Source organism: Parahoeflea alexandrii, from assembly GCF_027214025.1.
GTDB classification, from domain to species: domain Bacteria; phylum Pseudomonadota; class Alphaproteobacteria; order Rhizobiales; family Rhizobiaceae; genus Hoeflea; species Hoeflea alexandrii_A.
The window spans coordinates 337905-350466 of sequence record NZ_JAPWHB010000002.1; the positions used below are offsets into that span (position 1 = coordinate 337905).

Annotated in this window: 13 protein-coding genes; 7 read left to right on the forward strand and 6 right to left on the reverse strand. The window is 62.8% G+C overall.

From position 1 onward, the window contains the following. Positions 1–69: 69 nt before the first annotated feature. From O4H62_RS07795 to O4H62_RS07815, 5 genes are all read left to right on the forward strand, one after another. A complete protein-coding gene (locus tag O4H62_RS07795) occupies positions 70–1023 on the forward strand; it encodes a LysR family transcriptional regulator (RefSeq protein WP_269386798.1) in 954 nt (317 codons plus the stop codon). A gap of 335 nt (positions 1024–1358) precedes the next feature. Next, positions 1359–2114 (forward strand): LuxR family transcriptional regulator, encoded by a 756-nt coding sequence (locus O4H62_RS07800; protein WP_269386799.1) that lies wholly within the window; start codon positions 1359–1361, stop codon positions 2112–2114. Positions 2115–2155: 41 nt separating this feature from the next. After that, positions 2156–2818, forward strand: a complete 663-nt coding sequence (locus tag O4H62_RS07805; RefSeq protein WP_269386800.1) for an acyl-homoserine-lactone synthase — start codon at positions 2156–2158, stop codon at positions 2816–2818. Then, positions 2815–3048: a hypothetical protein gene (locus O4H62_RS07810; protein WP_269386802.1), complete on the forward strand. Its 234-nt coding sequence runs from the start codon at positions 2815–2817 to the stop codon at positions 3046–3048. The genes O4H62_RS07805 and O4H62_RS07810 overlap by 4 nt, the downstream gene beginning before the upstream one ends. A gap of 299 nt (positions 3049–3347) precedes the next feature. Further along, positions 3348–3902 (forward strand): hypothetical protein, encoded by a 555-nt coding sequence (locus tag O4H62_RS07815; RefSeq protein WP_269386804.1) that lies wholly within the window; start codon positions 3348–3350, stop codon positions 3900–3902. A gap of 102 nt (positions 3903–4004) precedes the next feature. On the opposite strand, the gene iolG is transcribed toward O4H62_RS07815, so the two are convergent. The 6 genes from iolG to iolD are packed head-to-tail and all read right to left on the reverse strand — an operon-like array spanning position 4005 to position 10407. After that, complete coding sequence (gene iolG, locus O4H62_RS07820; RefSeq protein WP_269386806.1) at positions 4005–4994, reverse strand: inositol 2-dehydrogenase; 990 nt, start codon at positions 4992–4994, stop codon at positions 4005–4007. Positions 4995–5018: 24 nt separating this feature from the next. Next, on the reverse strand, positions 5019–5855 hold the full coding sequence (locus tag O4H62_RS07825; protein WP_269386808.1) for a class II fructose-bisphosphate aldolase: 837 nt from the start codon (positions 5853–5855) through the stop codon (positions 5019–5021). Beyond that, on the reverse strand, positions 5852–6694 hold the full coding sequence (locus O4H62_RS07830; protein WP_269386810.1) for a 5-deoxy-glucuronate isomerase: 843 nt from the start codon (positions 6692–6694) through the stop codon (positions 5852–5854). The genes O4H62_RS07825 and O4H62_RS07830 overlap by 4 nt, the downstream gene beginning before the upstream one ends. A gap of 29 nt (positions 6695–6723) precedes the next feature. Further along, complete coding sequence (iolC, locus tag O4H62_RS07835; RefSeq protein ID WP_269386812.1) at positions 6724–7704, reverse strand: 5-dehydro-2-deoxygluconokinase; 981 nt, start codon at positions 7702–7704, stop codon at positions 6724–6726. Then, entirely contained in the window at positions 7701–8540 is an 840-nt protein-coding gene (locus O4H62_RS07840; protein ID WP_269386814.1) for a phytanoyl-CoA dioxygenase family protein, read from the reverse strand. The genes iolC and O4H62_RS07840 overlap by 4 nt, the downstream gene beginning before the upstream one ends. A gap of 1 nt (position 8541) precedes the next feature. Then, the gene (gene iolD, locus O4H62_RS07845; protein WP_269386816.1) at positions 8542–10407 is read right to left on the reverse strand and encodes a 3D-(3,5/4)-trihydroxycyclohexane-1,2-dione acylhydrolase (decyclizing); all 1866 of its coding nucleotides are present in this window, start codon (positions 10405–10407) and stop codon (positions 8542–8544) included. 138 nt (positions 10408–10545) lie between these two features. On the opposite strand from iolD, the gene O4H62_RS07850 reads away from it, so the two are divergent. Further along, positions 10546–11649, forward strand: a complete 1104-nt coding sequence (locus O4H62_RS07850; RefSeq protein ID WP_269386817.1) for a Gfo/Idh/MocA family protein — start codon at positions 10546–10548, stop codon at positions 11647–11649. Positions 11650–11661: 12 nt separating this feature from the next. Then, positions 11662–12552 carry a sugar phosphate isomerase/epimerase family protein gene (locus O4H62_RS07855; protein ID WP_269386818.1) on the forward strand — a complete coding sequence of 297 codons (891 nt, stop codon included), beginning with the start codon at positions 11662–11664 and terminating at the stop codon, positions 12550–12552. Positions 12553–12562 lie beyond the last annotated feature (10 nt).

Below are 12562 nucleotides of genomic sequence, written 5' to 3' on the forward strand. Positions count from 1 at the left end.
TTTTCTCGCATGGCGATTTACTATGGATCAAACAAATAATATCTATCCAGACTATAAACAGGATTTATGATGCAGCCTTACGAACAACGCTTCCCCTGGAATCTCGACTGGAACCTGCTCAGGACCTTCATGATCGTGGTCGATCAGAAGGGCCTGACCCGCGCAGCGGACTATCTTGGTGTGACACAGCCGACGATCTCGAGCGCGCTCAAGCGCCTGGAAACAACAGTCGGGGTCTCGCTCGTGGACCGGCGCCCGGGCAATTTCGCGCTCACCGAATCCGGCCAGCTGCTCTATCAGGAATGCAACGCCATGTTCAGCGTGGTGTCCCAGATCCCGGGACTGCTCAACAAGGCCAAGCAGCATGTCAGCGGCCACATCAACATCGTCATGACCAGCCACGTGGTCTCGACGCATCTCGACGCCTTGCTGCACCGCTTCAATACGGAAAACCCGGACGTGACCTATTCGATCTCGATTGCCGAGAGCTCGGAAGTGCTCAACCGGCTGCGCCAGAACCGGGCGACCTTCGGCGTCTGCCTGATGCGCGATCCCGACCCTCAGCTCACAGCCAGGCCGCTCTACCGGGAACGGTTCGCGCTTTACTGCGGTCCGCGCCACCGGCTGTTCGGCAAGACCCAGATCAAGCTTGCCGAACTCAAGGGCGAGAACTCTGTCTCGTTTCAGACCGAGGTCGAAAGCGGCCCGCTGTTCCTGCTCGCCCAGCTGCGCGAGCGCGCCTTGCTCAATCCCGTGGTCAAGGGCATCTCCGCAAATCTTCCCGAGGTGCGGCGCATGATCGTTGCCGGGATCGGCGTGGGGGCGCTGCCGGTCCATGTCGCCAATCGCGATGTCGATGCGGGCCTGCTGTGGCCGCTGCCGCCCTATTCGGGCCTGCCGGTCGCCGACATCCATTTTGTCACCAATCCGCGCCGCAGCCTGAATCCGGCCGAGCGGGTTCTTGTCGGCGCGATCGAGAACCTGATCGAGACAACGCCGATCACCGAGCGAACCTATCCGTAGCCCCGACGAAGCCAGCAGTGCGGGCCTCGGCCCGCCGGTGTTGCAATCGAAACCATGAAAAGGTGAAACTCACGACCGGAGCAAAAATGAGCAATAGAGATTGTATTGGTTGGAAAGCCATGGCCGCCTGATCGTCATCGAGCCGCACAGTTCGAGTAATATATGCTAAATTTCGAGTGCCAATTGTTTGAAGTCGAACTTGTCCACGCGCCGCAAGACTACCCGTCCCTGTATTGTCGATCTTTGATGTTTGCTCCATACAATTTTAGGGTTACGGTGTCGAAATAAATGGTCTGATTCAGGTCATTCCAGGCTATCTGACACCGGGTTATCTAATGGGCACGCAGGAAAAAGCGGTATTCGAATTCATCGAGCGGGTCGACAATCACATCACGATTGACGCCCTTCTTGACGACCTCTTGCAAGTCATCGGCGACTACGGCATCGAGCATATGATCTACACCGGCCTGCCGGTCGGCGACAGCTCGATCGATCCGCTGGTCAAGACCAACCGGTTTCCGCAGTCCTGGTGGAACCGCTACGTCGAGCGGGACTACGCCAGGAAGGATGCCGTTTGCCAGCAGGTCTATTCAACCATGTCGCCGTTTGCCTGGCACGAGGTCGAACCGCGCTTTTCCTCCCGGGACGGCGCCTTTCAGATCGCCGGCGAAGCCAGCGAACATGGCCTGGCGGACGGCTATATCGTGCCGGTTTTTTCACGGGACGAATGGCTTTCGGCGCTGTCGTTCGGCGCCCCGAACAAGCTCAAGCTGAGCCAGAAGGAGCGCGGCGCGCTCAACCTGATGGCGATCTATACCTCTTCCGCCATTGAACGGCGCCAGCAGCGGCGTCCGGTGCGCGGCAGGCTGAGCGCGCGCGAGCGCGAGGTGCTGCTGTGGACCTCGGCCGGCAAGTCCTGCTGGGATGTCTCGGTCATCCTCGGCATCAGCGAGAAGACCGTGCGCTTCCATACCGCGCAGATTCGTGCCAAGCTCAACGCCACCAACACGACCCATGCCGTGGCGCGGGCACTTCAACAAGGCGAGATCTCCCTTGGTCAACTGGCGGAATCGCTAGGCGACATGCACTAGCGGGCACATCTATCTTCCCCTTAAAACCAAGGGGAAAAGCGATGATCCAAGCCCATGTTGTCAATGCCCAGAACAAGCATCTCTATGAACGCGAGTTCGAAGAGTTTCTCAGACGCCGCCACGATTACTACGCCGTAGCCAATCGCTGGGTGCCGATCAGTGATGACGGCCTGGAACTGGATCCCTTCGACACGCCGGAAGCCACCTACCTGCTCGGAATGCTCGGAGATCGGGTGGTCACCTCGGCACGCCTGATGCCGACGACCATTCCGAACCTCGTCTCCGAGGAGTTCCCGCACATGTGCGAGAACATCGGCATTCCCTGCAGCCCCGAATGGGCCGACTGGACCCGGACCTACGTGCTGCCCGAGTACCGCGGCGTCGGCGCCACCGGAATTCTCGGCCAGATGTTCTGCGCCGTGATGGAATACTGCCTCGACGAGGGGATCACCCACACCGGCGGCGTGCTGCAGCAATTCCTGCTCAAGCGCTGGCTCGACCTTGGCTGGAAAGTGATCCCCGCCGGGATGCCGCGCATCCTGTCGGGCGACTGGTGCCTGGTGGCCTATGTCGAAGTCAACGAAGCCGCCCTGCATTCAGGCCGGGTGCACGCGTCCGTCGATCGCCCACTGCTGATCCGCAAGGGGACGCAGCTGCCCTTCATCAAGCCATCCCTGACCCCGGAGATCGGGGCTGCTTCATGAGCGACAATCCGGCAAGCATCGAGGAGACCATCACCCTGTTGAAGATCCAGGCCCTTCTGGCCGGCGCCTACGAGCTCTCGCGTCAGGCCGACAAGGTAGCGCTGCGTTCGGACACAAAGTTCCTGTCCTACCTGATCAAGATGGCCCGGATGGAAGTCGGGGCCTGTTTCGAGACGGTCAAAACGGAGCGTCGCAGCTCCGAAAACCGCGACAATCTCGATCGCATGTGACCTGAATCGCGCCGCGCGACCTGTCCTGAGCGCGGCGCGGCCACCCGGTTGCCCAGGGGATTGCAGGCCCAAGGGTTTTCACCTTTCTTTAAGTACGTGCTGCTAGCTTGAAGGTGCGAGACCCCTCTCCGGGGAGGCATGACGCACTCTCGCCCGCCAGTTCGATCGCACATGATCCAGGCATGTTGGACTACCGGTTCAGACCGCGCTTGCATGTCGCCGCCTGCCCTTGACGGGGCGCGCCCATCCCTGCGCCGGTCTACACAAACAATTGCTTGTTATCGCGTTAGGAGTTCGTCGTGGCTGCCCAGAAATCAGACAATACCAAGACCCAGAGCAATAAAGGCGGCATGATGGGCATGGTTTCGAAAGCTCTCGGCGTCGCGGCGATTACGCTTGGCGCCCTGTTCTTCGCAGCGATGTTCGATGTCGGTCATGCCGGCCTGCTGCACACGCTTGCCGGTTCCTCCATCGTCCTGGTCCCGTTGTTCGCGCTGTTTTCGATTGCCGCGATGTTCCTGTCACCAAAGTCCGGCGCCGACCTTGACGAGCTTTCCGCCCAGGTCGCAGCACTCACGGAATTCAAGTCGAAGATCACCTCGCAGGTTCTCGCGCTCCAGAACAAGCTGGACTCGATGAGCGGCCAGGATGTTGAATCGCTCAGGACCCGGAACGAGGAACTGCAGGCACAGCTTGACGCCTACCAGCAGGCCGAACGCGAGAAGATGGATGTTGAAGTGGACTCGCTGCGCAAACGCAACGAGGAGCTCGAGGCCCAGATCAAGCAGTGGGCACTGGATACCATCTCCAAGAGCGTCTCCGGCGAGGCTCCCAAGGCGGCAAAAGCCGCCTGATCCAACAGGCCAATCGGCAAACAGTTCAGCTCTAGGGTGTTATCAGCACCTTCCGCCTCCGGCCGCTCTGTCTGCCGGAGGCGTTTTTGCATTCAGTCTGCATTACCCCAGATCGACCGGCACGCCTGTGGCCAGCGATTTTGCCGCCGCATCAGCTATCAGCTGCGCCGCAAGGCCATCGCGGATGCCCGGTGACGGCGCGGTTCCCTCGGTCAGGCAGTCGATGAAGTGCTTCATCTCGGCAAGATAGGCTCCGGCATAGCGCTCGAGGAAGAAATGCTGTGCCGGCGCCGAGCGGAAACCGGCGCCGCTGGCGATCTCGACATTGTTTTCAGCCACATTGTTGGCCTTGATCAGGCCAAGCGAGCCATGCACCTCGGCCCTCTGGTCATAGCCGTAGGTGGCGCGGCGCGAGTTGGAGATCTGGCAGATCCTGCCCGAGGCGGTGGTCAGCACGGCAACAGCGGTGTCTACGTCGCCGGCCTCGCCGATCGCCGGATCGACCAGTGCCGAACCGGTGGCGAAGACCCGCACGATCTCTTCGCCGAGCAGGAAGCGGGCCATGTCGAAATCATGGATCATCATGTCGCGGAACAGGCCGCCCGAGCTCTTGATGTAGCTGACCGGCGGCGGCGAAGGATCGCGCGACAGGATGGTGACGAGTTCGACATCGCCGATCTCGCCGGCCTCGATCCGCGCCTTCATCGAGGCAAAGCCGGGGTCGAAACGGCGGTTGAAGCCGGTCAGGAACGGCACGCCGGCGGCTTCCACCACGCCGATCAGCTCCCTGATCCGGTCGGCCGACATGTCGACCGGCTTTTCGCAGAAGATTGCCTTGCCGGCCTTCGCACTCTTCTCGATCAGGTCGAAATGCGTGTCCGTCGGCGTGCCGATCACCACCGCGTCGATATCCGGGCTGGCGATGATCTCGTCGACCGGTATCGCCGCCGCGCCGGTCCTGGCAGCCAGTGCGTTTGCCGCCTCGGGGAAAGCGTCGGCGACGGCCGCGATCCGGGCATTGTCGATGCGTTGCAGGCTGCCGGCATGAACCTGGCCGATGCGGCCGCAGCCTAAGAGTCCGATGTTGAGCATATGCGTCTGTTCCTGTTGCGACAGTTATGGTTGGCCCGGGCCGAATGCGCGGATCACCTCGCGGGCCGCCGCCATCACCGGGTCATGGGTTTCCTTGAGAATTGTCACCCGGTCGAAGCGGTCCGGGTCGCGGTTCACCGCCTCCCGCAGAGCGTCGCCGAAGGCCATGCGGAGTTCGGTGCCGATGTTGAACTTGCAGATCCGCGAGCCGCGAGCCAGCGCCGTGCGCTGCGCCACCGGAACGCCCGATCCGCCATGGATAACCAGCGGCACTTCGGTCAGCGCCTCGATGGCGCGGATGCGCGGCTCGTCAAGCCCGCCTTCCCTGTCCTGCTGCAGATGCACGTTGCCGACCGAGATCGCCATCGCGTCAACGCGCGTTTCGCGGGCGAAACGGGCGGCTTCCTCCGGATCGGTGCCAGCGGACGTCTCGCCGCCGGAATAGCCGACGAAGCCGATTTCACCCTCGCAGGAAATGCCGGCCGTGTGCGCCATCTCGGTGATCCGCGCTGTCTCCTCGATATTCCGCTCGAGCGGCTTGCGCGATCCGTCGAACATCAGCGAGGTGAAGCCGCTGTCGAGCGCTTCCCTGCATTCCTCGAAGGTGTAGCCGTGATCGAGATGGGCGACGACCGGAACGGACGCGTTTTCGGCGAGATGGCGGAACATCTTGCCAAGGATCGGCAGCGGCGTGTGCGCCCGGCAGGAGGGGCCGGCCTGCAGGATCACCGGCAGGCCCTCGGTTTCGGCGGCGGCCACATAGGCGCGCATGTCCTCCCAGCCGAGCGTCACCAGCCCGGCCACCGCATAGCCGCCCCTGAGTGCCGGCTGCAGGACTTCGGCGAGTGTTGCAATGCTCATTTGAACTTCGCGACCATGTCCTTGATGCCCGGGATCGTCTCGATCTGGTAGGCATGGGTGGGCTGGAAATACTGGATCAGCGAGCGCTGGCTGAGCCCGCCGAGGATGGTGAAATAATACATCTCGTAGCCCGGCAGCACGCAGCACGGGTGGTAGCCCTTGTCGAGGCAGATCGTCGAGCCGTCGACGATGTGGTAGGCGTCGCCCGGCTTGTTGTCCTCGCGCTGCAGCATCTGCACGCCGGAACCGTGATTGGGCCGGAAGCGGAAATTGTAGGTCTCGTCGTGCCGGGTCTCATCAGGCAGACGATCGGTGTCGTGCTTGTGGCTCGGAAAGCCCGACCAGCCACCCTGCCCGACGGTGAACAATTCGCTGACCAGAAGCCGTCCGACCTTGCCATGCTGCTTCTGGCCGAGAATGTGCTTGATCTTGCGGTGGGTCTTGGTGTCGTCGGAGCCGTACTGCACAAGATCGAGCCCGTCGGCGCGCACGTCGAAAGGCTCAAGCACCTTGTCGTATTTTGCCCCGGCGATAAAGGTCTCGGTCCGGTCGGACACGCAGACGATGGTCACCTTCGCGCCGACCGGCACATAGACGCCTTCCGGCTCGCCGTCCCAGACATCGACGCCGCGATTGCCGAGCTTGGCGAAGGACACGCCCTCGACACTGACATCGACGCTGCCGGTGGCGGGAACGATGCAGGTCTCGTAGCCGGGCACCTGATACTCGAACGCCTCGCCCTTCTTCAGCTTGACGATGTTGAAGTAGTTGAGCGGCACGCAGGCATTCTCGGCGTCCACGATCGGCTTGTTCTGGTTGTCATAGGGCGCGATATGCATGGGTGTGGTCCTTTCAGACGATATGGGGCTCAGACTGTGGTCGGGCCGGGATGGGTTGCGAGGAAGGCCTCGAGTTCCTGGGTATCGGGCATGGCAGGAGCGCAGCCGGGCCGTGAGACGACGATGGACGCACAGGCCGAACCGCGCAGCACCACGTCGCGGATATCGCGGCCTTCCGACAGCGAGGCCAGCAGCCCCGCCATGAAACTGTCGCCCGCCCCGGTGGGCTTGAGCGCTTCGACCGGATAGATGCCGGTGCGAATTTCATCGCCGTTCGCAAACGTCACCGCGCCGTCCGGGCCCATCTTGTAGACCACGATCGCGGCACTCGAGCGCGCCAGCTCACGCGCCTTGTCGAGACCCTTGTCGATGCCGCCGGCCATGAAGCCGAATTCCTCGTCATTGCCGACAATGACATCCGCCATCGCGCCCGCGCGCGACAAGACCTCCTCCGCGACCTGCGGGGACGGCCATGAGTAGGGCCGGTAGTCGACGTCGAAGATGATCGGCAGACCGGCTGCCCGGGCAAGTTCGAACGCCCGGAACGCGGCCGAGCGCGAGGGCTCGGCGGCAAACACCGTGCCGGCGGTGATCAACGCACCAAACCGCGCATAATCCACCGCTTCGACATCGGCGAGGTCCATCTGGAAGTCCGCTGCATTGTTGCGGTAGATGACGCTCTGATGCTCCTCGATCCGGCTCTCGTAGACCGCGAGCGAGGTACGGTATTCACCGGTGATCCTCTTCACATGGCTGCGGTCGACGCCGTAATGATCGAGCTGGTTCAGGCAGTACCAACCGACAGCGTCGTCCGACACCCTGGTCACCAGCGCCGCCTTGCAGCCGAACTTGACCAGGCCGGCGGCGATATTGGCGCTCGAGCCACCCATGCCCACCGTCATCGAAGCGGCATCACGGGTGCGGGTTCCCGCAGGCTCTGGCGACAGATCCATGCCGACCCGGCCGATGACGAGGAAGTTTCGCGCTCTGATGCCCTCGAATACATTCATGCCCGGCCTTCCGCATTGCCGGCGCGCGCCGCATCGAGCACTTCCGGATAGGGATAATTGAGCCCCAGAAGCTGGCGCATGTCGGGACTCGCCGCATTGAGGAAGGATTGCGGCAAGGCCGCGGGCATGTCCTCCATCGGCTTGACCCATTTGGGCAGGTACTGGATCAGGATGGCGCTACGGTCATGGTCGGACCGGTTCGGCATGGCGCAATGCCAGGTCACACCGTAAAACAGCGCTACGTCGCCGGGCTCGCCCAGCATCCGCTCGCAGCGTTCATGGAAGCCGTCCTCCGCTGTCGGGTAGCGCAGCTGTTTCTGGCTTCCGGGCACGTAAGCCGTGGCGCCGCTTTCTTCGGTGAACGGATCGAGGATCACCGAGACCTGGGCATTCATCGGAAACGAGCCGTTGAAGCCCATCGGATGGGTCTCGGGCTTGTGGAAATCCCAATAAGGATAATCCACATGCGGCTCCTGCCCCGGCCCGCCCGGAAGGATCCGGTTGGCGGCGATCGAGCCCATGATGAATTCGGTGCCAAGGAACTTGCGCAGGATATCCATCAGCACGGGATGCGCCGCCATGCGCGAAAACACCTCGCCCTTGGCCAGCAGGTTCCAGACCCGGCGCTGCAGGTTGATCTTGCCCTCCTGTTCCGCCGCGCCCTGGAAATGGGTGACCTTCTCCGTCTCGTTCTCCGAATGCGCCATGACAATGGCGCGGGCCTCGGCAATATCCTCGGGCGTGAACAGGCCGGAAATGGCGACCGCACCGCCGCCATTGAGCAGCTCTTCGATGATGATCTGTGGATCGGCCGATTGCGCGGTGAAGCGTTTCATCTCAGACACCCTTGCGTTGTTTGGAGCGGGTGGACTCCTGCTCTTCGTGCGCAGCCCTGACCTTGGCGTTGCCGGTGACATGCGGCGTGCCGACTTCCCACCACGCATGGCCTTCGGTGGTCCAGCCGTCATAGGGATCGACCTTCATGACGATGACATGGGTCTTCGGGCTCGCCTTGGCGCGCTTGAACGCTTCGCCCAGCTCCGCCGGGTTGGAGACGGTTTCGGCATTCGCCCCCATCGCCGCCGCGTGCGCCTCGAAATCGACCGCGAAGGGCTCGGCGACGGTGGGGCAATCGGCGATCAGGTTGTTGAAACTCTCGTTGCCGGTGTTGTTCTGCAGCTTGTTGATGACGGCAAAGCCGCCATTGTCGAGCACCAGGATTATCAGCTTCCGGTCGCTCAGCACCGAGGAATAGATATCGGAGTTCATCAGCAGGTAGGAGCCATCGCCGACAAAGACGATGGTGTCCTTGTCCGGTTCGCGCTCGAACTGGGCGATGCGCGCACCCCATCCGCCGGAAATCTCGTAGCCCATGCAGGAAAAGCCGAACTCGACGTCGACCGTGCCGATATCGAGCGTGCGCCAGTTGGCGGTCACTTCCGCCGGCAGCCCGCCCGCGGCGGTGACAACCCGGTCGCGCGGATCGCACAGCGCGTTGACCACGCCGATCGCCTGCGCATAGGAATTGGGCCGGTTGCCATGCGCGACATTGCCCTCGACGTAAGTGTCCCAGGCCTTGCGCTCGGCCTGTGCAAACGAGGTCCAGTCCCCAGGCACCGCGTAGCTGCCCAGCGCCGCATCGAGCGCCTCGATCGCAAGTTTCGCATCCCCCACCACCGGCAGCGACAGGTGCTTGGAGGCATCGTGCCGGGCGGCATTGAGGGAAACCAGTTTCGCCGCCTTGTCGAATGCCGTCCACGACCCGGTGGTGAAATCCTGCAGCCTTGTGCCGATGGCGATGATCACGTCCGCCTTTTCGGCAACCGCATTGGCGCTGTCCGAACCGGTAACGCCGACGGGACCGATATTGAGCAGGTGCTCGTTCAGGAGGTTCGCCCTCCCTGCGATGGTTTCGATCACCGGGATCTGCCGGGCCTCGGCGAAGGCGGTCAGTTCCTTGACCGCGCGCGAATACTGCACGCCGCCGCCGGCGATGATCACCGGCCGTTTCGCAGAGGAGATCGCCGCCGCGGCGTCAGCGATTTCATGTGCATCCGGCGCCTGCCGGCGGATGCGGTGCACCTTCTTCGCAAACAGCTCGACCGGGTAGTCATAGGCCCAACCCTGCACATCCTGCGGCAGACCGAGGAATGCCGGGCCGCAATCGGCCGGATCGAGCATGGTGGCGATCGCCGCGGGCAGCGACTGGATGATCTGCGCCGGATGGGTGATGCGGTCCCAATAACGGCTGACCGCCTTGAAGGCATCATTCAAGCCCATGGCCGGATTGCCGAAATGCTCGAGCTGCTGAAGCACTGGATCGGGCAGCCGGGTGAGAAAAATGTCGCCACACAGCATCAGCATCGGCAGCCGGTTGGCATGCGCCAGCGCTGCTGATGTCAACAGATTGGCCGTCCCCGGCCCCGCCGATGCCGTGCAGAACATGAAACGCTGCCTGAGCCACTGCTTGGCGTAGCCGGCGGCGGCAAAGCCCATGCTTTGTTCGTTCTGGCCGCGATAGAGCGGCAGCTCCGCGCGATGATCATACAGCGCCTCGCCCAGGCAGGTGACGTTGCCATGGCCGAAAATGCCGAAACCGCCGCCGCACAGGCGCATCTCCTCGCCGTCGATCTCGATATACTGGTTGGCCAGGTACCTGATGATGGCCTGCGCCGTCGTCAGCCGAACGGTCCCGTCATTCATGAGCGCTGCAACCTCCCGATGGCAGCGGCAGATTCTCCGGATTGTTTCCGGTTGCCAAAATGCCGCTTGCGAAACTCCGATTCCGAGGATACTTATTTTGCAACCGGTTGCAAACTGAATTTCAAAACAGAGGCTGATATGGGAGAGATCGGCATCGGGATCGTCGGCGGAGGCTACATGGGCAAGGCCCATGCGGTGGCGATGACGACTGTCGGCGCGGTGTTCGACACCGGCCTGCGGCCACGGCTCGAAATGGTCTCCGCAGGCTCGCCGGACTCGGCCGAACGCTACCGCAGAGCCTACGGATTCCGGCGCGCCGCGCGCGACTGGCGGGAACTGGTCGCCGACCCGCAGGTCGAGGCCGTCATCATCGCCTCGCCGCAATCCACCCACCGCGCCATCGCCGAGGCCGCCTTCGCGCTCGGCAAGCCGGTACTGTGTGAAAAACCCATGGGCGCAAGCCTGGACGACAGCCGCGCCATGGTCGAGGCGGCGGAAAAAAGCGGCGCGGCCAACATGGTCGGCTTCAACTATATCCGCACACCCGCAAGCCAGTTCGCGCGGCAATTGATCGCCCAGGGCGCGATCGGCGACATCACCTGGTTCAGAGGCGAACACACCGAGGATTTTCTGGCCGACCCCGAAACGCCTGCTAACTGGCGAACAGATGGCCAGGCCAACGGCACCATGGGCGATCTCGCCCCGCACATGATCAACGCAGCACTGGCGCTGATCGGCCCGATCCGCTCTCTGATCGCCGAGATCGAGACCGTTCATACCGACCGTCCCGGCGGAACGGTCTCGAATGACGACCACGCCCAGATGATGTGCCGGTTCGAAAACGGCGCGATGGGACAGATGCATTTCAGCCGCATCGCCACCGGCCGCAAGATGGGCTACGCCTACGAGATCACCGGCACCAGGGGCGCGATCCGCTTCGACCAGGAAGACCAGAACGCGCTCTGGCTCTACCGGATGGACGAGCCGGAAGCCGTGCGCGGTTTCCGCAAGATCCTGACCGGTCCGGCGCACCCCGATTACCTGCCGTTCTGCCAGGGCCCCGGCCACGGCACCGGCTACCAGGACCAGATCACCATCGAGGCACGGGATTTCCTCCAAGCGATCGAGACCGGCACGCCGGTCTGGCCGACCTTCCGCGACGGGCTCGCGGTCAACGAAATCGTGGCGGCGGCCTTCGCCTCCTCACGGACAAGAACCTGGCAAACCATCCAAACGCTCTGAGGGCTCTAGGACATGACCATCCAAATCGGCAATGCGCCCTGCTCCTGGGGCGTGGAGTTTCCAAATGATCCGCGCAATCCGGCCTGGCGCACGGTGCTGAGCCAATGCGCGCAAGCCGGCTACACCGGCATCGAGCTTGGCCCGGTGGGCTACATGCCCGAGGATCCGGCAATTCTTGCCGAGGCGCTTGAAGAGAATGGACTGGAGCTGATCGGCGGCGTGGTGTTCCGCGCCTTCCACGATCCGGCGCAATGGGACGACGTGATGGATGGTGCGGTCCGCACCTGCAAGGCGCTTCATGCCCATGGCGCACAACATCTGGTGCTGATCGATTCGATCTCGCCCCGCCGCGCGCCGACCGCCGGCCGCGCCAGCGAGGCCGAGCAGATGGATCAGGCCGAATGGACCGCCTTCCGCGACCGCATCGCCACCGTGGCCAAGCTCGGGGCGGAGGAGTATGGCTTGACGGTGGGGATCCATGCCCACGCCGCAGGCTTCATCGATTTCGAACCCGAACTCGAGCGCCTGCTCGACGAGGTCGACGAGAAGATCCTGAAGATCTGCTTCGACACCGGCCATCATTCCTATGCGGGTTTCGATCCGGTCAGCTTCATGAAACGCCATATGAAGCGCATTTCCTACATGCATTTCAAGGACATAGACCCGGATGTCAAAGCGAAGGCGATTGCCAACCGCACCGGCTTCTACGATGCCTGCGGGCAAGGAATCTTCTGCAATCTCGGCCAAGGCGACGTCGATTTCCCCGCCGTGCGGCAGATCCTGCTCGATCACGGTTTCGATGGCTGGTGCACGGTGGAACAGGATTGCGATCCCCTGCTCGACCCCGACACGCTGGGCGACGCCACAGCCAACCGCGCCTATCTCAAATCCATCGGCTTCTGAGCGGGGAACC